Origin of the sequence: Aerococcus agrisoli, from assembly GCF_003797145.1 — a bacterium.
Taxonomy (GTDB): domain Bacteria; phylum Bacillota; class Bacilli; order Lactobacillales; family Aerococcaceae; genus Aerococcus; species Aerococcus agrisoli.
The window spans coordinates 21671-45160 of the sequence record NZ_RKMG01000012.1 but is presented as its reverse complement, the minus strand read 5'-3'; the positions used below and the strand labels follow the sequence as shown (position 1 = coordinate 45160).

Here is a 23490-nt window from a genome sequence, read left to right as displayed (position 1 = left end):
CTCCTTCTGCTTGCTTACACGTTGAATCTAAATAGCATGATATCGCCATCTTGAACGATATAGTCTTTACCTTCTGAACGGTAACGACCTGCTTCTTTGGCTGCTTTTTCGCTACCATATGTTAATAGGTCTTCATAAGATAACGTTTCGGCGCGGATGAAACCACGTTCGAAGTCAGAGTGAATAACCCCAGCAGCTTGTGGTGCTTTCATACCTTTTTTGAAGGTCCATGCACGTACTTCTTGTTCACCAGCTGTAAAGTATGTTTCAAGACCTAATAAAGTATAAGCTTTTTGGATTAGACGGTCTAAACCAGATTCTTCCATACCTAAATCTTCCATGAACATGGCACGGTCTTCATCATCAAGACTCGCTAATTCTTCTTCGATTTGAGCAGAAACAATCACTACTTCCGCATTTTCTTGGCTAGCAATTTCACGGATTACTTCAACATAGTCATTACCTGTACTTGCTGAATCTTCATCAACGTTCGCCACATATAAAATTGGTTTCGCAGTTAGTAAGAACATACGGTCAATAAATGGTTGTTCTTCTTCAGTAAATTCAACAGTACGTGCTGATTTACCTGCTTCTAAAACGTCTTTTACTTTTTTCAAAGCAGTTGCTTCAACAACGGCATCATGGTCTTTTGATTTGGCCATTTTCGCTGCTTTTTCATAACGTTTTGATACAGTTTCTAAGTCAGCAAGGATCAATTCCAAGTTGATTGTTTCAATATCATCAGCTGGATCTACTTTACCAGACACGTGAGTAATATTACCGTCATCAAAACTACGTACCACATGGATAATCGCATCTACTTCACGGATATTGGCTAAGAATTTGTTTCCTAAACCTTCACCCTTGCTGGCACCCTTAACGATACCCGCAATATCTGTAAATTCAAATGTTGTATGGATTGTTTTCTTTGGTACATAGATTTCCGTTAATTTTTCTAAACGGCTATCTGGTACTTCTACTACCCCAACATTAGGGTCGATAGTTGCGAAGGGATAGTTTGCTGCCTCAACTTGAGACTTGGTAATTGCATTGAATAAAGTGGATTTACCTACGTTTGGTAATCCTACGATACCGGCTGTTAATGCCATTTTTTCACACTACTTTCTTTTCTTAAAATTATGGTCATATATTGGCGAAAATCACTAAGCTTCTGTACTTGCTTGGTCTGCCTTCACTAATACTTTCTTCATTTTCTTTTCGAATTCACGACGTGGCATCATCACTGATTGACCACAACCTTGACATTTAATGCGGATGTCAGCGCCTAAACGGATGACTTTCCAAGCATTTTCCCCACAAGGATGGGGTTTCTTCATTTGCACGACATCATGCATGCCGTATTCTTTCTCTACCAAGACATACACCCCTAATCTTCAAATTTAATATTGAGTATATCTAAAATACGGGTTAAATCCTCTTCTGAAAGATATTCAATCTCGATTTTACCGCGTTTACCACGTGTATTAATTTGGACATTAGTACCAAATTTATCCATCAAGCGATCTTCACTTTCGCGAATATATGCAGGCACAGCTGGTTTTTTGTCGTCGTCTTTTTTGACTTCCTTGTCAGCTGGTTCATTTAAGGTTTGGACCATTTTTTCCAGTTGGCGAACGGTGATGCCCTCAGCAACAACCTTCTTAGCCAAACGAGATTGGTCTTTTTTCGATTTCAAACCTAAAATTGTTCGTGCCTGACCCGCTGATAAATCACCAGATTGTACTAAAGCCTTGATATCATCACTTAACCCAAGCAAACGCAAGTGGTTAGCAATATAGGCTCTTGATTTACCTAAACGTTGCGCAGCTTGTTCTTGAGTAATATCCAAAACATCAATCAATTGTTGGTAAGCTAAAGCTTCTTCAAGGGCGGTTAAATCTTCACGTTGCAAGTTTTCAATGATTGACGCTTCAATCATTTGTTCATCAGTAAATTCTCGAACAATGGCTGGCACTGTTGATAAACCTGCAATTTTAGCAGCTCTAAAACGACGTTCACCCGCGATAATTTCATACCCTTTAATCGTTGATTTACGTAATGTAATTGGTTGGAAGATACCTTGCTCTTGAATTGATTTGGCTAAATCATTTAAGGCATCCTCGTCAAATTGATGACGTGGTTGATATGGATTCGGACGGATTTCGCCCAATTCGATCTCTTGGACCATTTTGTCGCTTGTCACAGCAGGTTCACTGACCTCTTCAGTCACTTCAGTAGTTTCTGTGTTAGTTTCAGTAACTTCTTCTGGTGAAAAAATACTATCGCCACCAAAAAAAGCATCAATACCGCGACCTAAACCTTTATTATGTTTATTCGTTTGTTTGACCATTATTCTTTAGCACTTCCTTTGCCAATTCAATATACACTTCAGCGCCTCGGGAACGGATATCATAATCAATAATAGACTGTCCATATGATGGAGCTTCAGACAATCGTACATTTCTTGGAATCAATGTTTCGTATACGGCAGTACCAAAGTATTTACGTACTTCGTCCACTACTTCATTTGATAAGTTAGTTCTAGCATCAAACATTGTCATCAATACACCTTCAATTTTTAAAGATGGATTGAAATGTTTTTGTACCAATTGAATCGTATTTAATAATTGACTCAAACCTTCTAAGGCATAGTATTCACTTTGAACCGGAATCAAGACTGAATCAGCACTTGTAAAAGCGTTGATGGTCAAATGTCCTAGAGAAGGTGGACAATCGATAAAAATAAAATCGTAGTCGTTACGTAAGGGTTGAATCGCTTCCTTCATTTTTTGCTCACGGTGTGACACACTCGTCAATTCAACTTCTGCCCCAGCTAATGAAATTGTTGCTGGTACTACTGATAGATTTTCACGTGATGAAGAAACGATTGTATCCTTCATTGGTACGCCATTAATCAATACGTCGTAAATACTATTTTCAACGGATCCCTTAGCAATACCTAGACCACTTGTTGCGTTACCTTGCGCATCACTATCAATCAATAGAATATTTTTACCTTGGTAGGCAAGTGCCGATGCTAAATTGACGGTAGTTGTTGTCTTACCAACACCACCTTTTTGATTGGCAACTGCGATTACTTTACCCATTTTCTAACCCCCTACAATTTGCTTGTAATTCATTTAAAAAAAGGAACGGAATGCGTTTCCGTTCCTTTCGCATTCATTCAAAATAGTTCAACTATTTCTCGCTTTATTTCTACATGAAAAAATCATTTAATTCTTTACCATTGTACCAAAAAATGCAAGCCCATGTTCAAGTAAATCAAGCATTTGCAAAAATACTTGTTATTTCCTCTTTAAAGCGGACTTTTCGCTGGTTTTCCGGGTTTACGCGGATACTTGTTTGGCGTTTCTTTTGCCTTTTCAATGCGTAAGATGTGACGTTGCCCAGCATCTTCTGGTAAATCGAATTGAATATCTTCTAAGAACTTCCCACCTAGTGTAGCAATGGCATTTTTCGCTTCTTCAATCTCTTCGTCAGCACTTTGCGCTTTCATGGCTAAAAATTGCCCGTGTTTCTTAACTAACGGCAAACAGAATTCAGCCAACAAGTTCAAACGTGCAACTGCACGTGCTGTAGCAAAATCAAACTGTTCTCTAAATGCTGGATTTTGGCCAAAGGTTTCAGCACGATCATGGTAGGCATGTACGCCTTCCAAACCTAATTCCTTCACTACTTCTTCGATAAAATGAATACGTTTATTCAATGAATCGACAATCGTAATATCTAGCTCAGGTAAAGCAATTTTCAATGGAATACTTGGGAAACCTGCACCTGATCCGACATCAACTAAACGATAGTTGTCACCAGTCATTGGCACATGCATTGCCACTGTTAATGAATCATAAAAGTGTTTTAAATACACTTCATCACGTTCAGTAATAGCGGTCAAATTGATCTTTTCGTTCCATTCGACTAACAATTCAAAGTAACGATTGAATTGTGCCATTTGTTGGTCATTTAATTGGATCCCTGCTTCAGCAAGGGCTTTTTGAAACATTTCTGGATTCATAAACTACTACTTTCTTTTTAAATTTCGGATGACATAGACATTCGAATACTCAAGTGAAGACTTGTTTGAAGCTTCACGCATTCTGCCCCTAAAGTATACCATAGAGGTGAAAATAAATAGACACAGAAAAAGAGAAGCATGGATAAAATACATTATCCAAACTTCCTCTCTTTCTATGAAATTGAGACCGCGCTCATCCTGTGAAGTCGAGTTCGCTTGTGCAGACAGGTCTCCACTTCGAGAATAGTTTGCGTCACACTGTGTGTGCCACGGCACTATTCTTCCACCGGTGGCTTTCTGAGCGTCGGTCCTCACATCCTTACTATACTCGTGCGACGTGTCCGCCTTGTAGGTAAACCATGATAATAGATACGTCTGCAGGGTTTACACCTGATACACGGCTAGCTTGTGCTAAGGTACGTGGTCCGATTTCTTTCAAACGTTGACGTGCTTCAGTTGCTAGGCTTTCGATTGCATCCCAGTCGATATCTTCAGGAATTTCTTTTTGTTCTAAACGGTGTAGTTTTTCAACTTTACGTTGTTCTTTCACGATATAACCAGCATATTTGATTTGAATTTCAACTTGTTCGGTTACTTGGCGTGATAATTCTTTATCACTTGGTGCAAATTTTAAGATATCGCCGATTTTTAATTCCGGACGACGTAATAAATCAGCAGCCATGATACCATCTTTTAATTCAGCAGAATTACGTTCTGCTAAGTAAGCTTGTAATTCAGCAGTTGGTTTCAAACGTGTATTTGATAGACGTTCTAATTCTTCTGCTACTTGTGCTTGGTTAGATTTGTACAATTGGTATTGTTCTTCAGAAACTAAACCGAATTGGTAACCTTGCTCAGTTAAACGTACATCTGCATTGTCATGACGTAATAATAAACGGTATTCTGCACGAGAAGTTAGTAAACGGTAAGGTTCAGTTGTTCCTTTTGTTACTAAGTCATCGATCATGACACCCATGTAACCTTGGTCACGGCCAATGATAAATGGTTCTTCACCGCGGATTTTTAATACGGCATTAATACCAGCATACAAACCTTGACCTGCAGCTTCTTCATAACCTGATGTACCGTTTGTTTGACCTGCAGTAAATAAGTTCGCAATTTTTTTCGTTTCTAAGTTAGCTTTCAATTGATTTGGTTTTACTACATCGTATTCAATTGCATAACCAGTACGCATAATACGTGCATTTTCCAAACCTTTGATTGAATGAATCACTTCATTTTGTACATCTTCAGGTAGTGAAGTAGATAGTCCTTGAACGTAGATTTCTTCATTGTCTAATCCTTCAGGCTCTAAGAAGATTTGGTGTTTTGGTTTATCCGCAAAACGTACAATTTTATCTTCGATTGAAGGGCAGTAACGTGCCCCAACACCTTCCACAATACCCGTGAACATTGGTGCACGGTACAAGTTTTCACGAATGACTTCGTGTGTTGCTTCGTTTGTGTAAGTTAGGAAACAAGGTACTTGTTCTGATAATGGTAGGTAGTCTTCATCTTTAGACATAAATGAGAAATGGTTAGGCGCTTCATCACCAGGTTGAATTTCTGTTACATCATAGTTGATTGTACGTTTGTCGACGCGTGGTGGTGTACCTGTTTTGAAACGTGCAATATCAAAACCGTACTTTTCAGCCAAATTACCAGTTAATTTTTCAGCTGCTTGCGAGTTGTTTGGACCTGAAGAATATTTCAAGTCACCGATGATAATTTGACCACGAGCTGCTGTACCAGTTGTTAAAACAACGGCTTTAGCGCGGTAGATTGCTCCTGTGTTTGTCACAACACCAGCTACAACGTTATCTTCGATGATTAAATCGTCCACTAAACCTTGACGTAAAGTTAAGTGTTCTTGTCCTTCAATGGTTTTACGCATTTCTTTGGCATATTGGTCTTTGTCTGCTTGCGCACGCAAGGCACGTACTGCTGGCCCTTTACCTGTGTTTAACATACGCATTTGGATGTATGTTTTATCAATATTACGGCCCATTTCGCCACCTAAGGCATCGATTTCACGTACAACGACACCTTTAGCTGGTCCCCCAATTGATGGATTACATGGCATAAAAGCGACCATATCAATATTAATGGTAATTAGCATTGTTTCAGCACCCATACGCGCTGCTGCTAGTGCTGCCTCACTTCCTGCATGACCGGCACCAACTACAATGACATCATATTTTCCTGCTTCATAAGTTTGCATCTTTTCACCCTTTCCTTTTTTCTGATTATTTTCCTAAACAGAATTGACTAAATAATTGTGTTAATAATTCATCCGGTGCATTTTCACCGATAATTTCACCTAAGATTTCCCACGCACGAGTAAAATCGATTTGAATCAAATCAACTGGCATACCCATTTCAACACCCATTGCTACTTCATCAAGGGCTTGGCTCGCTTTTTGTAACAAGTCGATATGGCGTGCATTCGATACATATGTCGCATCGCGTTCACCAGATTGACCTGAGAAGAAGTAATCCGCAATTTTTGCTTCAAGTTCTGAGATACCTTCTTGGGTAGTCATTGATGTCGCAATGATTTCATCTTCTTCAACCCATTCAAGTAATGATTCTTTCATTAATTGGTTAGGTAAGTCGATTTTATTCATAATAATGATACGTTTATGATCTTGCGTTAATTCAAGCAAAGCACGGTCACCGTCTGTTAGTGGTTCAGCTTGGTTCAATAGTAACAGTACTAATTCAGCTTCTTCCAAAGCTTTCTTAGAGCGTTCCACCCCAATACGTTCTACAACATCTTCCGTTTCACGAATACCTGCTGTATCCACTAATTTCAAAGGTACCCCACGAATATTGATGTATTCTTCAACCGTATCACGGGTTGTTCCTTCAATATCTGTTACGATAGCTTTGTCTTCATGTAAAAGTGTATTCAATAATGAAGATTTCCCTACATTTGGACGCCCAACAATGGCAGTTGAAATACCATCTCGTAAGATTTTCCCTTGTTTAGCAGTTGATAATAGACCTTCAATACGTTCTTTAATGAGTTTTGTTTTCTCACTCAATAATTTCAAGGTCATTTCTTCAACATCATCGTATTCTGGATAGTCGATATTTACCTCTACTTGGGCAAGCGTATCTAGGATATCTTGACGCAAGTTTTCGATTAAATGAGATAAGTTTCCGTCTAATTGTTTGACTGCTAAGTCCATAGAACGGTCTGTTTTTGCACGAATCAAGTCCATTACAGCTTCTGCTTGAGTTAAATCGATACGGCCATTTAAAAAGGCACGTTTGGTAAATTCACCTGGCTCGGCTAATGTTGCACCTTCGCGTAATACCAATTCTAGTACGCGGTTTGTTGCCACAATCCCACCATGTGTGTTGATTTCAACGATGTCTTCACGAGTAAAGGTTTTTGGTTCACGCATTACCGTTACCATCACCTCATCAATTTCTTGTCCATTTTCTGGATCAACGATATGACCATAATGAATCGTATGAGAATCTTGTGTACTTAATTTTTTCTTTCCTAAATGATATACCTTATCGGCAATAGCTAAAGCATTGTCGCCAGATAGACGAACAATCCCAATCGCGCCTTCGCCTGGTGCAGATGAAATCGCCGCAATTGTATCAAAACCACTTGTAATCATGCATAACTTCCTTTCTATGGAGAATTTATCTAATATTGTTTATATTTGTGCAAATAAAAAAGCGCCCAATCTACCCCTCACTCTTGGAACCGGTAGAAAGACACTTTGACTGTCAGACATAAATTTTATACATTGGGTATTATACGCAATACCTCTTCAATTGTAAACTATAAACGCTTATTTCATATAAAGCAAATGAAAAGGATGAGAGCGCGGGCANTATACATTGGGTATTATACGCAATACCTCTTCAATTGTAAACTATAAACGCTTATTTCATATAAAGCAAATGAAAAGGATGAGAGCGCGGGCATTTAGACAGGTAACACTGGAGGGAATATGCAGTAGCAAGCAGAGCTTGCTGCAAATATTTCCGAAGTGGAGACCTGTCTGCCCAAGCGAACTCAACTAAAAAGGATGCGAGAAAAAGCAATTCGCATCCTAATTACATATCTACATTTGACTTCCTTGTTCAATTGGATAATATGGTGCTTCCTTAGTTAGGGTCACCACATTTTGAATATCCATCAGTTTACCATTCACTGTAACGATTACATTATCCGCATTATAATATTGATCAATGCTCGTAATCATCGCATCCATTTTTTCTTTACCTAAATCATCCGTCGCTAAGCTGGCGATATCACCGGTAAAATCAACCGTGATTTCCTTACCTTGCCCAGACATCTGTCCATTGGTCGTAATACTTTGAATGCTTGCTTTATTCGGCATGATTACCTCATCCACTGTATATTTGCCTTGAAACATTTCTGTGAAAATGAGGGCCATGGATGTATTGGTTGTCATCCAGGCTTTTTCAGTTGCTGTACCAAAAGCATCCGGCCCCGTCACAAATTGATATGGTAATGGCTCAGTCCAACCTTTATAGGCTAATTTGCTAAGACTTTGTGTTACACGATACCCACTGTCACCTTTCAATTCGTCTACCGCATATACAAGACCAACATCTTTAGCATAGTATTCGGTTCGCGTACTACCATCTTTTCGTTTCTCAATCACTTCGATGGTTTTATAGTTACCCGTAGGTGTTTTAATCGCTACATCCATGCCCGTAATTTCTCGACTAGCATCTGTAGTCTGCCATTTATTGCCAACTTTTAGTGGTGCTTGTAGGTAAATCGTACCTGGTTCATCCATTTGTGTGACCATATCTTGCGGAATCGCTTCATGAGCGTAGGCTTCCGGTCTATGGAATAGGGATTGAACCTTGTCATCCGTTATACGCAACACTTCTAACGTCGTGGTACCACCATTATCTGAACGCATATATAGCAGATTGCCATCGATAAAATCATAGGTTCGCTTAAAGCTAGAATATTCAATACCATCCCCTGTAAAGCAGGCATTATAACCTTTACTTAAGGGGAAATAAGCAGCCACACTATCCGCTACGACACTTGAAGATGAACTAGCAGATGAGGAACTTGAAGCAGCCTCACTTGACGAACTACTTAATTGACTTGATTGACTTGATGTAGTGGATGAACTTGATTGACTAGACGTACTAACACTTGATTGACTACTATTTGAGGAGCTAGACTCTGATGATTCACTCACCACTTGAGATGACGAAGATGATCCGTAAATATCTCCATTACCTTGACCCCTATCAAATAAGCTACATGAAGATAGTAGGATTGTTGATCCTACCAGTAATAACCCTAACTTTTTCATCATCATTTCAAAGCCCCCCAATCTATACCATTGTTTCTTCATCTATAATTGTATACGCTTCCATTAGCTAAATAAAGGAATATGTACAATCTTATCAATCATTTAAGTTTTACACTGACAGCATATCTTCTATACATTACCCAAGAAAAAAGCCAGGACTTTTCAGCCCTGACTCTTCCTTATTTTCGCAAGATGCACACATTAGAATTGATTGTTATCATTGTTTGAATGTGTTTCTTCTTCAATTTTTTGATCTAATTTTTCCAATTGTTTTTTGGCAAAATCGCGTCCACCTAAACCAAATGATAAGGCAAAGGCAACTGATAAACCACCGATGATGAATAGGAAGGCCATGTTCACAATGCTATTTGCAAAGTTTAATTGGTCTAAAGCCATAAATACTGAGAAGACGATGAAGACACCTTTGATGATTTCACCAACCCATTTACCAGCACTTGCTTTATTCACTAAGTCACCAACGAAGCGACCTCCGAAGATACCTAAACCTAAGATGATTAAAGCGATTAATACATTTGGCAAGTAAGCAATGATTGCTGCACCAACTGTATTCAAGATTGCTAAGTCTAAAGCATTTAAAGCTTCAACAGTGAAGAATAAACCTACAACTACAGCAACTACTTGACCAATAATTTCAGAGATATTGATGTTTGGCGCTTTATCACCTGTTTCACGGTTAAATAGGTTGTTTAAACCAGTACCTTCTAACAAGTTTTTCACTAAATCGCCTAATACTTTAGCAATTGCTAAACCAACAGCTAATAAGATTACAGCAACTAAGATATTTGGAATGGCAGCTGCAATACTATTTAACACACCAATAATTGGTTGTGCGATTGAAGAAATACCTAGTGTTTCAAGCGCAACTACGGCAATTGGTACGAACACTACAATGTAAGCCATCCAAGATAGTACATTTGCAATTGTATCCGTTGATTGACCATTTTGTGCTTTGTTACCAGTGAATTTTGCTACGTATTTGTCAACATTGATTGTTTTCACTAAAGAGTAAACCAATTGTTTTACTAAACGAGAAACAACAACGGCAACGATCATGATGATGATGGCACCAATGATAGCCGGAATAAAGGCTAAGGCAGTAGCAGTCATATCACGAATTGGTGATGCGATTGATGTTAAACCAAATGTTTCGAAAATACCAGGTAAGAATAATACCCAAACGATGTAGTATAGAATTTGACCAATCGTATCAAATGTTGCCTCTGCTTGACTTGCAGATTCAGCAAGATGCCATTGAACAAAACGATTGCCTAAACCTGCTGCTTTTAACCCTTTAGAAACTGCATTTTTTACTAATACAGCTACTAGCCAAGCAACGAGGATTAACACAATCCCCCCAACTACTGCTGGTAGGCTTCCGATGAAACCTGACCATAAACTAGAAAAATCCATTTTTCTCCATCTCCTTTTGATGTAAAAATATAATTTCCTTACTTTATAAAGAAATTCTTAAGACTTCTCTATTTTACTATATTTATAAGTTATAATCAGACAATATAATAAAGGTTATTTTATATTCTTTATCATATCAACACTTTGATTATTTTATTAAATTTAAAAATACAATTATAATACAATCCATCACTTTTATTGTATTTTATTTCAGTGAAAATGTTACTAAATCAACATTTTAGGCAAAGAAAAAAGGCAAGGATACGAGATCCTTACCTTTCTATAAATTTAATCATTGTATGAAACAACTAAATATCGATGTGGTTCATTACCCTCTGAATGTGTTGAGATGTAAGAATACTTAGCTAATTGTGCATGGATAATCTTACGTTCAGTAGCTGGTAGTGGTTCTAACACAACTGGACGTTTTGTTTTCGCCACTTGGTCAGCTGTTTTACGGGCTAATCTAGTCAAAATTTCATGACGACGTTCACGATAGTTTCCTACATTCACAGTAACGCGAACGTGTGGACGCACATGTTGGTGTGTCATGACTTGAGCCAAAGTTTCTAATGAATTAATGATTTTACCGTGTTTACCAATAACAAGACCTTTTTTCTCGGTTTGAATGTTATAGATTACTTCACGGCCACGATCTTCAACATTAATCGTAGCATCCACCAAGTATGCCTTTAAGACATCAATGATATAGCTAGCGACATATTCAACATCACGGTAATCTGCATCTACTAAATCTTCTTCACTTTGTTCAGTAGCATCAACTGCTTCTGCTTCAATTGAAAGTTCTTCGTTATCCGCTTCGATTACTTCATCATTTTCAACTGGTGTTTCCATTGCTTCAAGGGGCGCTTCAACAGTTTCGACAGATGGTTCATCTGTTGCAGGTGTTGTTACTTCACTTGCTTCGACTTCTGGTTCAGCTTCAATTGTCTCTTCAACAACTGATTCATTTTGTACGATTTCTTCCGATACTTCATCCTCAGCTGGTGCCGTACGACGGAAAGTAGAAAAATCTAACAATTCTTCGCTTTCAACCGCGACATCCGCTTCGTTATAAGTTAATGCTACAACAGCATTTTTAGCGCCAATACCTAAGAAACCTTTTTTAGGTTCTTGAATGACTTGCACTGTAACATCCTCACGCGTTAAATGAAGTAATTGCAAACCTTTTGCAACTGCAGCATCCACTGAAGTTGCTTCAAATTTTTCAGTTTTCAATACAAAAACCTCCTGCTATTTCTTCTTACCACTCGGATTACGTTTGGCTTTTTCTAAACGACGTTCCAATTCTCTTTCTTTACGTAGTTGTTCTTCACGTGCTTCACGTTTTTTGTACGGGTTACTCATGATAAGCGTTTGTACAATCGTGAAACCTGTTGAAGCTACCCAGTAAAGTGAGATGGCAGACGGTAGACCAACACCCATGATTAAAATCATGATTGGCATCGTCCATTGCATCATAGCCATAGAAGAATTGTTACCTGCCGTATTAATAGTAGTCAAACGAGTATTGTACCAAGTTAAGATAGCAGCAATTACCGGTACAATGAAATATGGATCCGGATTTCCTAATTGTAACCATAGGAAGTGACCTTCATTCAAAATTTCAGTTCTTGAGATAGCTTGGTATAAAGCCATCAAAATTGGTAATTGAATCAACGTTGGTAAACAGCCAGCCCACATTGAGTAGTCATACTTCTCATTTAACTTAGCTGTTTCTTCTTGTAATTTTTGTTGTGTTTCTGGGTCTTTAGATGCGTATTTTTCTTGCAACTCTTTTAATTCAGGTTGCATCATTTGCATCTTTTCAGTGCTTTGTGTTTGATATTTGGTTAAAGGGATTAAAAGAACCCGAATAATCAAGGTAAAGACAATAATACCGATACCGTAGTTACCAAATAGTTCAGACAACCAAATGATAATACGAGAGAAATTATAAACAATGTAACGATCCCAAATACCTGTTGAGTTGGCATCAATCGGTGTAGTACCACAAGCTGCCAAAAAGATGACAGCACCCATTACGATGGCTAACATCTTCCACATTTTTTTACTTCGAATATTCAATTTTTACAAATCCTCCACGAATTCTACTATTCATGTGGTTATGCCTCAGATTTCGCATCCTCTTCGTTTGGTCGGTAAATTTTTGCCAAAGAAAGCACATGAATCAAACTTTTTTTCACTTCAGCTGTTGTCATTTCTGCAGCAGGCTTACGGGCAATAACGATAAAATCGTAGTTAGATTCAATTTGCGGCTTGAGTTCCGTAATACTTTGACGAATTCTTCGTTTCACTGCATTACGCGTAACAGCGTTTCCAATTTTCTTACCAACAGAAATGCCAATTCGAAAATGGGCTTGCTCTTTCTTCAACTTATAAACCACAAATTGACGATTAGCGGTACTTTGACCACTATGAAATACGTTGCCAAAATCTTTTTCAGATTTTACTCTAAATGATTTACGCACGTAAGTTCGCCTCCTTAATAAAAAAAGACCACATGATTATGTGATCTTATGCAGAAACAACTTTTCTTCCTTTACGACGACGAGCTGCTAAAACACGACGGCCGTTTTTAGTACTCATACGTTTACGGAAGCCATGAACTTTTTGACGATGACGTTTTTTTGGTTGGTATGTTCTTTTCATTAGTTGCACCTCCTGTTAGGGTTTAATCTTTCGTTTTTTAGTCAATACAAAACGACTGTAATATTATATACAATAAAAAGTCGAAATTCAATTTCAGATGCGAAATTCGCACTCGTAATCACAATTTTAGCATATTTATCGGGTCATAACAAGACTTTTTGTACAAACATTGGTTTTTTTGAAGACCATCTCTTCACTTTCTCCCCTATTTTACATGAAATCAAATGAACAATCAAAACATAATCGAAACATGAGCATAATTTTAGATTTCATTTTTCACAAACTCATTTTTAAAATTTCACAAGCCATGTGAATCACAACGTGTTAAAATTTATTCACAAATGTGTACGAACTTTGTACAGGCCTGTTCACAAAGTAAAATTTCTTCTTTTCATCCACAGGCTTTTACCAGCACCTATCAACATATCCCCAGTTTTGCAAAACTTATCCCCACCTGTGGACAACTTGATGAAAACACCTATATAACAAGCTTTATATCTTCAAAATTATGCACAGTATCATTTTCATGATTTATTTTCACAGAATTATTCACAACCTGTGGATAAAGTTTTCAAAATATTGGGATAAATTTTATACACATCCATAATTTTCTGTGGAAAACCTTGTTTTTTCATGATATTATGTATTAGCTTTACGAATCTAATCCATTCGTCGATTTAAAATTAATATCTATATAAATATAGAAATTTATGCAGAATAAGGAGCTATGAATTATATGAGTGAATTGAACCAAATTTGGGATCATGTCACCAAATACTTCAAAGAAGAGTTGCCTAAAACAAGTTTCGACACCTGGATTAAAGACTTAGAACCCGTTGCTTTTGAGAATGATACCTTGTATTTGCAAGCTATTTCAGCGCTGCATAAGGATCATATTGAAAAACATTATTCGATTCAGATTAGACAAGTATTATTTGAATACTTAAATCATGACGTGAATTTAATTGTAAGTTTGAAGACAGAAGCTACACCGTCATCAAATCATATTCAAGTAAATACATCCGATAATAATGAAAATAACGGCTCTTACCTTTTAAATCCTAAATATACCTTTGATAATTTTGTCGTCGGAGAAGGCAACAAAATGGCTCATGCCGCTGCATTAGCCGTTGCTGAAGGACCCGGACGTGACTACAATCCCCTATTCTTCTTTGGTGGTGTAGGCCTAGGTAAAACACACTTGATGCAAGCAATTGGACATGAAGTATTACGGACAAATCCGAACGCCAAAATTAAATATGTCTCTAGTGAAACATTCACCAATGATTTCATTAATGCGATTCGGAAGAACACAACAGATGCCTTCCATAAAGAATATCGTTCAGTAGATATGTTATTAGTTGATGACATCCAATTTATTGGGAATAAACAATCAACCCAGGAAGAATTCTTCCATACATTTAACGAACTATATAACAACAATAAACATATCGTCCTAACTAGCGACCGTGATGCAAGTCAGATTCCAGAATTGGAAGATCGTCTTGTATCCCGCTTTAAACAAGGACTTTCAACTGACATTACACCGCCAGATTTAGAAACGCGAATTGCGATTTTACGTAACAAAGCCAACGTAAATGGCTTGCAAATTCCTGATGACACCTTGTCATATATTGCAGGTCAAATCGATTCCAACGTCCGTGAATTAGAAGGTGCTTTAACTAGCGTACAAGCCTTTGCCGTAATGAATCAGGAAGATTTAACACCGAATACAGCAGCAAAAGCCCTTCGCAATTACAAACGTAATGTGAAGAGCAATTCGCCAAGTATTCCAAATATTCTAGACACCGTAGCACAGTACTTCAATCTGCAAGTATCTGATCTAAAAGGTAAAAAACGTGTACGACAAATCGTAGTACCACGCCAAATTGCCATGTATCTAAGCCGCGAACTAACAGATGCCTCATTACCAAAAATTGGCCAAGAGTTCGGTGGTAAAGACCATACAACCGTGTTACATGCCTATGAAAAAATTAAAAAAGACATCGAAGAAAAAAGTGAAGTAGAACGCGATGTTGACAGCATTCGTAGACTATTAGAAAAATAATCGTAGATATGCATCGCATACTGCTGTTAATCGGATGACTTATGCTAAAATAGAGACTAGAAAAAGAGGTTGTGGATAATTGTTCATAACCTCTCTGTTTTTCCACAAGATATACACATGTGGAAAAGTAATACCCGTCTAGTGTTGGCTAAGTTATCAACAGGATTAACAGGACCTATTACTACTACTATTTTTTTATTTATAATTCATTTATATATAAGGAGCGCACACATGAAATTCTCAATTAATCGATCTGTATTCATTCAAAATTTGACAGACGTTCAAAGAGCTATCAGTTCAAGAACTACCATTCCAGTTTTGACAGGGGTTAAAATTTCTGCAAAAGAAGAAGGTATTTACCTAACAGGTTCTGATGCAACAATCTCAATCGAAGCATTTATCGATGCAAAAGATGATGACAATAAACTAAAAATTGAAAATACTGGTGATATTGTTTTACCATCTAGATTTTTAGGTGAAATTGTTAAGAAATTACCTTCTGATATCATGAATGTTGAAGTGATTGATAACTTCCAAACTGAAATCACATCAGATCGCGCATCTTTCAAACTAAAAGGTGTAAATGGTAATGAATACCCACGCTTACCAGAAATTGATGCAAAACAAACATACTCACTACCAACTGATACTTTCAAACAAGTTGTAAACCAAACAATTATTTCTGTATCTAACCAAGAAATCCGTCCAATCTTCACTGGTATCCATTTTGAAATTGGAAATGGCGAATTAAAAGCTGTTGCAACTGACTCACACCGTTTGAGCCAACGTATCATGCCATTAACAATGCCTGAAAACGCAGGTGACGAAGTATTAGACATCAACATTCCTGGTCGTTCATTACAAGAATTAATCCGTATTGTCGACAATAATGAAGATATCGAAATGATGGTTACAGATAACCAAGTACTATTCAAAGCACGTAATATCTACCTATATTCACGTCTACTTGAAGGTAACTATCCAAACACAGACCGCTTATTACCAACTGAACACTCAACAACTATCGAAGTATCTGCCAGCGAATTAGTAAACGCTGTTGAACGTGCCTTGATTTTGAGTCATGAAGGGAAAAATAATGTCGTTCGTCTAACCATTACAAACGACGACATCGTGTTATCAAGTCAATCTGCCGAAGTTGGTAACGTTGAAGAATCCATCAATGTTGTAAAAGCTGAGGGTGACGCACTTGAAATCTCATTCAACCCCGACTACCTACGTGAAGCCTTGAAATCATTTGGCCAACAAAACGTATCCATCGGTTTCCAATCACCGTCACATCCGTTTACTTTATTACCAAGTGATCAAACAGATAACTTCAACTTTGTACAATTGATTACCCCAATTCGTACACCAAGAGCTTAATTTCGCTTAAAGATAGAACAAAAAATAAAAGACCAAGTCCATTTGACCGGATTTGGTCTTTTTTTATGCCCCTATATAAAAAATGCGCCAATTTTTGGCTTTTAAGGCGTATACGATATAAACATGGTATTTCCTAGATAAAAAGCAAAAAATGAATTATAGCCCCTTTATTTGCTAAATTAGCCAATTTAGCGTATAATTAAGAGGTATAAATGAAGCTAAATCGTTGAATCTGCTTGAGCCGAAATGCGCGACTCCAAAAAGTTAGAAACGACGATTTATTTTTATGAATAGACAGCTTTGTAATGAGAATAGAACGAACAAATCTTGAATGTGGGGTGAAACGATGGCTCAAGCAATTAAAATTGATAAAGAATACATTACCTTAAGTCAATTGTTGAAAATAGTTGGTGCAATTGGTACTGGTGGCGAAGCGAAATGGTATTTACAAGAAAATGATGTCATTATCGATGGTGAATACGACAATCGTCGTGGCCGTAAATTATATCCAGGTATGACAATTTCAGTACCTGAAGAAGGTGACTTTATCATCGAAAGCCATGAAACACATGGTGATGGTCATGCAGCTAACTGATATTCAACTCAAAGATTTCAGGAATTATGATGACCTAGATGTCTCTTTTTCGCCAGGCGTAAATGTCTTTATCGGTGAAAATGCGCAAGGGAAAACCTCCCTACTTGAGGCCATTTACATGTTGTCTTTGGCGCGCAGCCACCGGACATCAAATGAAAAAGATGCGATTCGTTGGCAGCAAGAATTTGCTCGTATTGAGGGCAATGTTGCAACCAAAACAAATCCGCATTTACCACTTACACTTACCATTACCAAATCTGGTAAACGAGCGAAAGTGAATCATTTGGATCAAAGTCGCATGAGTGACTACATTGGCAAATTGAATGTAGTCCTTTTTGCCCCGGAAGATTTAGAACTGATTAAGGGTGCACCGCAGTTAAGACGTAAATTTATTGATATGGAACTCGGTCAGATGAGTCCAAAATATTTATATGAATCTGTACAGTATCATCACCTCTTAAAACAACGAAATGTATATTTAAAGCAATTATTGAATCATGAAAGTAAAGATCAAGTCTATTTAGACATTCTGACCGAACAGCTAGCAACTTCGGCTACCCACGTGATTTATCAACGAATACATTTTATAGATCAGCTTGAAAATTTAGCGAAACCAATCCATGCGACTATCTCGCATCAATTGGAAGAGTTAACACTGCGTTATCGTGGACCGGTTGAGTTGACCATGGATATGAGTGAAGATGTGATTTATGACCAACTCATGGAAAAATTTAAAGAGCAAAAGGAACATGAATTAAGACGTGGCGTGACTTTAGTTGGTCCCCACAGAGATGATTTGACCTTTAAAGTAAACGGTCGTGACGTTCAAAAATTTGGCTCTCAAGGCCAACAACGAACGACAGTGTTAAGTATGAAACTAGCAGAAATTGAATTGATGCACGAATTATTAGGTGAATATCCAATTTTGTTATTGGATGATGTTTTAAGTGAATTAGATAATGAACGGCAAACACACCTTTTAAAGTCCATCCAATCCAAAGTACAAACCTTTCTAACGACGACAAGTTTAGAAGGGATTCAAAGAGAATTAATCGACGAACCAAAAGTATTTAATATTGATGCGGGACAAATAGCCGAATAGCGACTAATAGTGATTGATTAGTCTAGGCTTCCCTAGTTAAGTGATAGGAGTGGAAACATGGCAAACAATGAAGAAAACGAAATGATGCAAAATCAAGCTGATAATGAAGCTGAGATTGTCATCAGTGAAGAAGAAAAAAGAGCCAAACAACAAGAATTGGCCAAAAATTATGATGCCAGTCAAATCCAAGTTTTAGAAGGTTTAGAAGCCGTACGTAAACGTCCTGGTATGTATATCGGGTCAACAGCTGCAAGTGGTTTACACCATTTAGTTTGGGAAATCGTAGATAACTCTATCGATGAAGCCCTAGCAGGATTTGCACGTCACATCAAAGTAACGATTGAAGAAGATAATTCCATTACGGTTGTGGATGATGGTCGTGGGATTCCTGTCGACATTCAAGCAAACACTGGCCGTTCTGCCTTAGAAACAGTCTTTACAGTCCTACATGCCGGTGGTAAATTCGGCGGTGGCGGTTATAAAGTATCTGGTGGTTTACACGGGGTTGGTGCCTCAGTAGTAAATGCCCTTTCTGAATGGTTACATGTATACGTGCATAAAAATGGCCGTATCTACCACCAAGAATTCCGTCAAGGTGCTATCGTCAAAGACGTAGAAGAAGTCGGTGATACTGATAAACACGGTACTACTGTGCACTTTAAACCGGATGCTGAAATTTTCCAAGAAACCACTGTTTTTGACTTTGATACCTTAAATCGTCGTATTCGTGAATTAGCCTTTTTAAACAAAGGTTTACGCATTTCAATTAACGATGCGCGTACAGCGGATGACCGCACTGCTTCATATCACTATGAAGGTGGTATTAAAGAATATATCGAGTACATGAATAAGGATAAAGATGTCTTATTTGAAGAACCAATCTATTTAGAAGATGAACAAGATGGTATCGAAGTGGAAGTTTCACTTCAATATACAGATGGTTTCCACTCTAATATCTTGAGTTTTGCGAATAACATCCATACTTTTGAAGGTGGTACCCACGAGTCTGGTGCCAAAACAGCCTTAACACGTGTCATTAACAACTATGCACGCAATCAAAAATTGATCAAAGAAAATGAAGACAACTTAACAGGTGAAGACGTGCGTGAAGGGATTACTATGATTGTATCCGTTCGCCATCCAGATCCTCAATTCGAAGGTCAAACAAAAATGAAATTGGGTAACTCTGAAGTGCGTACAATTACTGATAACTTGTTCGCAGCCCATTTTGAAAAATTCTTATTAGAAAACCCTGCAACTGCACGTAAAATCGTGGAAAAAGGGACAATCGCTTCGAAAGCACGCTTGGCTGCCAAACGTGCACGTGAAATGACCCGTAAAAAATCAGGTTTAGAAATTTCCAACTTACCAGGGAAACTAGCCGATTGTTCAAGTAAGAACCCAGAAGAATCTGAATTATTCATCGTTGAGGGGAATTCAGCCGGCGGTTCTGCAAAACAAGGTCGTTCTCGTCACTTCCAAGCTATCTTACCTATCCGTGGTAAAATCTTGAACGTTGAAAAAGCTTCTATGGATCGTATTTTGGCCAATGAAGAAATCCGTTCATTATTTACAGCTATGGGTACAGGTTGGCAAAATGATTTCGATATTACCAAAGCGCGTTACCACAAACTAGTGATTATGACCGATGCCGATGTCGATGGTGCACATATCCGTGCCCTATTATTAACATTGATTTATCGTTACATGCGTCCTATTTTGGATGCGGGTTATGTGTATATCGCGGTACCACCTTTGTACCAAGTACGCCAAGGTAAAAAGATTCAATATCTAGACTCTGATAAAGATTTAGAAGAATACTTAAAAACAATTCCAACGACACCAAAACCAGCAATTCAACGTTATAAAGGGCTTGGTGAAATGGATGCGGAACAATTATGGGAAACAACAATGGACCCAGAAAACCGTACCTTGCTTCAAGTAACAGTAGATGATGCCGTTGAAGCTGACTTGATTATTAATATGTTGATGGGTGATCATGTAGAACCTAGACGTGAGTTCATTGAAGAAAATGCCACTTACGCTAACATTGATTTATAGAAAGAGGGGAAAAGTTACATGAGTGAAGAAATAAAAAAACAATTCCCACAACGTGAGATATCCAAGGAAATGCGTACGTCATTCCTTGACTATGCCATGTCTGTTATTGTGGCACGTGCCCTACCGGATGTACGTGATGGGTTAAAACCAGTTCACCGTCGTATTTTATACGGCATGAATGAATTAGGTGTAACCTCTGATAAACCATTCAAAAAATCAGCACGTATCGTTGGGGACGTTATGGGTAAATACCATCCCCACGGTGACTCTGCCATCTATGAATCAATGGTTCGTATGGCCCAAGACTTCTCATACCGTTATATGCTTGTAGATGGTCATGGTAACTTCGGTTCAGTCGATGGTGACCAAGCCGCAGCCATGCGTTATACCGAAGCACGTATGAGTAAAATCGCCCATGAAATGGTGCGTGACATGAATAAAGATACGGTTAACTTTATTCCTAACTACGACGGTGAAGAACGTGAACCAGAGGTATTACCGGCACGTTTCCCAAACTTGTTAGTGAATGGGACAACCGGTATCGCCGTTGGTATGACAACCAACATTCCAACCCATAATCTAAGTGAAGTTATCGGTGCCATCAAAATTTTGATGCAAAATGCTGATGCCACAACTGCTGATTTAATGGAGGCCCTACCTGGACCCGATTTCCCTACAGGCGGTATCGTTATAGGTAAATCAGGTATTCGTAAGGCTTACGAAACGGGTAAAGGAACCATCATCGTACGTGCCAAATTAGATATTGAAACCATGTCGAACGGTAAGGAACGCATTATCGTTCATGAAATTCCATATATGGTCAACAAAGCAAAATTGGTTGAACGTATTGCTGAATTAGCTAGAGACAAACGTATTGACGGTATTACCGCTGTACGTGACGAATCTGGCCGTGAAGGTATGCGTGTTGTGATTGAATGTCGTAAAGATGCCAGCGCATCTGTTATCGTCAACAATCTATACAAATACACGCAATTACAAACAAACTTTGGTATCAATATGGTAGCCATCGTAAATGGTGTACCACGTACCTTGAGTTTAAAAGAAATTCTAGAAAACTACCTACTTCACCAAGAAGAAGTCATCCGTCGTCGTTCGATTTTTGACAAGAAAAAAGCCGAAGCTAGAGCACATATTCTAGAAGGTTTACAAATTGCCTTAGATCATATCGACGCCATCGTAAATATCTTACGTACATCACGTTCAGGTGATGAAGCCAAAACACGTTTCATCGAAGAATATAACCTGTCTGATAAACAATCCCAAGCCATCTTAGACATGCGTTTGGTCCGTTTAACAGGTTTGGAACGTGAAAAAATCGATAAAGAATATAACGAATTAATGGCGCAAATCGACTACTTAAACCAAGTCTTAGCGTCAGAAGAATTACGTTACCAAATTATCTACGATGAATTGGTTGAAATCGAAGGTAAGTTTGGTGATGACCGTCGTACTGAATTAATGGTCGGCGAAATCAACAATATCGAAGATGAAGATCTTATCGAAGAAACCAATGTTATCGTTACTTTAACAAAAAATGGTTACATCAAACGTATGGGCGATGATGAATTTAGAGCCCAAAATCGTGGTGGTACCGGTGTGAAAGGGATGACAATGAACGATGATGACTTCATCGAAACCATGCTATCCACATCAACGCATGATATTGTCCTATTCTTTACCAACACAGGTCGTGTATTCCAATCGAAAGGATATGAAATTCCTGAATTTGGTCGTACAGCCAAAGGTATCCCAGTTGTAAACTTATTGAACTTACAACAAGATGAAACCGTCCAAGCAATTATCAACGTAACGCCAATCAACGATGGCGAAGAAGATGTGAATGAACATCTATTATTCGTAACGAAAAATGGTACCGTAAAACGTACAAATGCCAGCGAATACTTCAATATCCGTAACAATGGTTTGATTGCATTGAAATTAGCTGAGGGTGATGAATTAGTTGAGGTTATCCTAACAAGCGGTAACGACAATGTAATCATCGCATCTCGCAATGGTTATGCTGTCAGCTTCTCTGAAACAAATGTCCGTAGTATGGGTCGTACAGCGACTGGTGTACGTGGTATTCGTTTATCAGATGATGACCGTGTAATTGGTATGTCCGTACTTGCGCCAAATGACAACGTCCTTGTTGTTACTGAAAATGGTTATGGTAAACAAACACCTGCCAGCGAATATGGTATTAAAAACCGTGGTGGTAAAGGTGTGAAAACAATCAATGTCACTGAGAAAAATGGTGCCCTTGTTGGTTTAACCACTGTTTCTGGTCCAGAAGACATTATGTTAATGACCAACCAAGGAGTAGCGATTCGTTTCCACGTTGCCAACATTTCGCAAACAGGACGTGCAACACAGGGTGTTCGCTTGATCCGTTTAGCAGATGATGCAATCGTATCTACCATCACTAAGGTGGAAGCCTTAGAAGAGGAAGATGAAACGACGGAAGCAAATCTTGACGTCACTGGTGAAAACAGCGAAACAACTGAAATCAATGACACACCATCTGAAGCAATGCAAGACCGTATGCAAGCTTTTGCAGACGATGTATTAGCAGATGATGCTGCCGAAGTTGACGAAGATGAAGATGATGCAGATCCGGATGATATCTAATTTATAAAAAAGTAACGGCTGAGTAAAATGACGCTCGGCCGTTTTTTAAAAGAAATACGCATACTTAAGCTTTTATGAGCATTTTCTCATTACTGAAAGGATATATTTATCTTGCTTTTTGATTGAATGTTTGATAACATATATTATTGTGAGTATTAATAT

19 protein-coding genes are annotated in these 23490 nt (G+C 38.1%); 6 read left to right on the top strand and 13 right to left on the bottom strand.

Translation table 11 applies throughout. From position 1 onward, the window contains the following. Positions 1 to 14 precede the first annotated feature (14 nt). From ychF to rpmH, 13 genes are all read right to left on the bottom strand, one after another. Complete coding sequence (gene ychF, locus EF384_RS05015; protein WP_123779884.1) at positions 15 to 1109, bottom strand: redox-regulated ATPase YchF; 1095 nt, start codon at positions 1107 to 1109, stop codon at positions 15 to 17. Between the two features lie 54 nt (positions 1110 to 1163). Beyond that, entirely contained in the window at positions 1164 to 1355 is a 192-nt protein-coding gene (locus EF384_RS05010; protein WP_199445749.1) for a DUF951 domain-containing protein, read from the bottom strand. 32 nt (positions 1356 to 1387) lie between these two features. Continuing rightward, on the bottom strand, positions 1388 to 2350 hold the full coding sequence (locus EF384_RS05005; protein ID WP_123779883.1) for a ParB/RepB/Spo0J family partition protein: 963 nt from the start codon (positions 2348 to 2350) through the stop codon (positions 1388 to 1390). Next, positions 2331 to 3107: a ParA family protein gene (locus EF384_RS05000; RefSeq protein ID WP_123779882.1), complete on the bottom strand. Its 777-nt coding sequence runs from the start codon at positions 3105 to 3107 to the stop codon at positions 2331 to 2333. The genes EF384_RS05005 and EF384_RS05000 overlap by 20 nt, the downstream gene beginning before the upstream one ends. A 209-nt stretch (positions 3108 to 3316) precedes the next feature. Continuing rightward, entirely contained in the window at positions 3317 to 4033 is a 717-nt protein-coding gene (gene rsmG, locus EF384_RS04995) for a 16S rRNA (guanine(527)-N(7))-methyltransferase RsmG (protein WP_123779881.1), read from the bottom strand. 322 nt (positions 4034 to 4355) lie between these two features. Further along, on the bottom strand, positions 4356 to 6254 hold the full coding sequence (gene mnmG / locus EF384_RS04990; protein WP_123779880.1) for a tRNA uridine-5-carboxymethylaminomethyl(34) synthesis enzyme MnmG: 1899 nt from the start codon (positions 6252 to 6254) through the stop codon (positions 4356 to 4358). Positions 6255 to 6279: 25 nt separating this feature from the next. Beyond that, positions 6280 to 7671 (bottom strand): tRNA uridine-5-carboxymethylaminomethyl(34) synthesis GTPase MnmE, encoded by a 1392-nt coding sequence (gene mnmE / locus EF384_RS04985; protein ID WP_123779879.1) that lies wholly within the window; start codon positions 7669 to 7671, stop codon positions 6280 to 6282. Positions 7672 to 8124: 453 nt separating this feature from the next. Beyond that, on the bottom strand, positions 8125 to 9372 hold the full coding sequence (locus tag EF384_RS04980) for a hypothetical protein (RefSeq protein ID WP_123779878.1): 1248 nt from the start codon (positions 9370 to 9372) through the stop codon (positions 8125 to 8127). A 195-nt stretch (positions 9373 to 9567) separates the two neighbouring features. Continuing rightward, positions 9568 to 10797 carry a mechanosensitive ion channel gene (locus EF384_RS04975; RefSeq protein WP_123779877.1) on the bottom strand — a complete coding sequence of 410 codons (1230 nt, stop codon included), beginning with the start codon at positions 10795 to 10797 and terminating at the stop codon, positions 9568 to 9570. 288 nt (positions 10798 to 11085) lie between these two features. Then, a complete protein-coding gene (jag, locus tag EF384_RS04970; protein WP_123779876.1) occupies positions 11086 to 12036 on the bottom strand; it encodes an RNA-binding cell elongation regulator Jag/EloR in 951 nt (316 codons plus the stop codon). 15 nt (positions 12037 to 12051) lie between these two features. Further along, positions 12052 to 12879, bottom strand: coding sequence for a membrane protein insertase YidC (yidC, locus tag EF384_RS04965; protein WP_123779897.1), 828 nt, complete (start codon positions 12877 to 12879; stop codon positions 12052 to 12054). Between the two features lie 44 nt (positions 12880 to 12923). Then, positions 12924 to 13289, bottom strand: a complete 366-nt coding sequence (gene rnpA / locus EF384_RS04960) for a ribonuclease P protein component (protein ID WP_123779875.1) — start codon at positions 13287 to 13289, stop codon at positions 12924 to 12926. Positions 13290 to 13335: 46 nt separating this feature from the next. Beyond that, on the bottom strand, positions 13336 to 13470 hold the full coding sequence (rpmH, locus tag EF384_RS04955; protein WP_094518627.1) for a 50S ribosomal protein L34: 135 nt from the start codon (positions 13468 to 13470) through the stop codon (positions 13336 to 13338). Positions 13471 to 14206: 736 nt separating this feature from the next. On the opposite strand from rpmH, the gene dnaA reads away from it, so the two are divergent. From dnaA to gyrA, 6 genes are all read left to right on the top strand, one after another. Beyond that, positions 14207 to 15538, top strand: coding sequence for a chromosomal replication initiator protein DnaA (dnaA, locus tag EF384_RS04950; protein ID WP_123779874.1), 1332 nt, complete (start codon positions 14207 to 14209; stop codon positions 15536 to 15538). Between the two features lie 231 nt (positions 15539 to 15769). After that, positions 15770 to 16921: a DNA polymerase III subunit beta gene (gene dnaN, locus EF384_RS04945; RefSeq protein ID WP_123779873.1), complete on the top strand. Its 1152-nt coding sequence runs from the start codon at positions 15770 to 15772 to the stop codon at positions 16919 to 16921. 346 nt (positions 16922 to 17267) lie between these two features. Continuing rightward, positions 17268 to 17516, top strand: a complete 249-nt coding sequence (gene yaaA, locus EF384_RS04940; protein ID WP_199445743.1) for a S4 domain-containing protein YaaA — start codon at positions 17268 to 17270, stop codon at positions 17514 to 17516. Further along, positions 17503 to 18618: a DNA replication/repair protein RecF gene (gene recF / locus EF384_RS04935; protein ID WP_123779896.1), complete on the top strand. Its 1116-nt coding sequence runs from the start codon at positions 17503 to 17505 to the stop codon at positions 18616 to 18618. The genes yaaA and recF overlap by 14 nt, the downstream gene beginning before the upstream one ends. A gap of 120 nt (positions 18619 to 18738) precedes the next feature. After that, positions 18739 to 20679: a DNA topoisomerase (ATP-hydrolyzing) subunit B gene (gyrB, locus tag EF384_RS04930; RefSeq protein WP_123779895.1), complete on the top strand. Its 1941-nt coding sequence runs from the start codon at positions 18739 to 18741 to the stop codon at positions 20677 to 20679. Between the two features lie 18 nt (positions 20680 to 20697). Further along, the gene (gene gyrA / locus EF384_RS04925) at positions 20698 to 23328 is read left to right on the top strand and encodes a DNA gyrase subunit A (RefSeq protein WP_123779872.1); all 2631 of its coding nucleotides are present in this window, start codon (positions 20698 to 20700) and stop codon (positions 23326 to 23328) included. The last annotated feature ends 162 nt before the right edge of the window (positions 23329 to 23490 follow it).

Bases quoted from the DNA above. Each gene is read 5' to 3' on its own strand.
- EF384_RS05010 (WP_199445749.1), bottom strand. From the start codon at position 1,355: ATGCATGATGTCGTGCAAATGAAGAAACCCCATCCTTGTGGGGAAAAT.
- rpmH (WP_094518627.1), bottom strand. From the start codon at position 13,470: ATGAAAAGAACATACCAACCAAAAAAACGTCATCGTCAAAAAGTTCAT.
- yaaA (WP_199445743.1), top strand. From the start codon at position 17,268: ATGGCTCAAGCAATTAAAATTGATAAAGAATACATTACCTTAAGTCAA.
- recF (WP_123779896.1), top strand. From the start codon at position 17,503: ATGCAGCTAACTGATATTCAACTCAAAGATTTCAGGAATTATGATGAC.
- mnmG (WP_123779880.1), bottom strand. From the start codon at position 6,254: ATGCAAACTTATGAAGCAGGAAAATATGATGTCATTGTAGTTGGTGCC.
- gyrA (WP_123779872.1), top strand. From the start codon at position 20,698: ATGAGTGAAGAAATAAAAAAACAATTCCCACAACGTGAGATATCCAAG.
- rsmG (WP_123779881.1), bottom strand. From the start codon at position 4,033: ATGAATCCAGAAATGTTTCAAAAAGCCCTTGCTGAAGCAGGGATCCAA.
- EF384_RS04980 (WP_123779878.1), bottom strand. From the start codon at position 9,372: ATGATGATGAAAAAGTTAGGGTTATTACTGGTAGGATCAACAATCCTA.
- EF384_RS05000 (WP_123779882.1), bottom strand. From the start codon at position 3,107: ATGGGTAAAGTAATCGCAGTTGCCAATCAAAAAGGTGGTGTTGGTAAG.
- dnaA (WP_123779874.1), top strand. From the start codon at position 14,207: ATGAGTGAATTGAACCAAATTTGGGATCATGTCACCAAATACTTCAAA.
- ychF (WP_123779884.1), bottom strand. From the start codon at position 1,109: ATGGCATTAACAGCCGGTATCGTAGGATTACCAAACGTAGGTAAATCC.
- EF384_RS04975 (WP_123779877.1), bottom strand. From the start codon at position 10,797: ATGGATTTTTCTAGTTTATGGTCAGGTTTCATCGGAAGCCTACCAGCA.
- dnaN (WP_123779873.1), top strand. From the start codon at position 15,770: ATGAAATTCTCAATTAATCGATCTGTATTCATTCAAAATTTGACAGAC.
- EF384_RS05005 (WP_123779883.1), bottom strand. From the start codon at position 2,350: ATGGTCAAACAAACGAATAAACATAATAAAGGTTTAGGTCGCGGTATT.
- mnmE (WP_123779879.1), bottom strand. From the start codon at position 7,671: ATGATTACAAGTGGTTTTGATACAATTGCGGCGATTTCATCTGCACCA.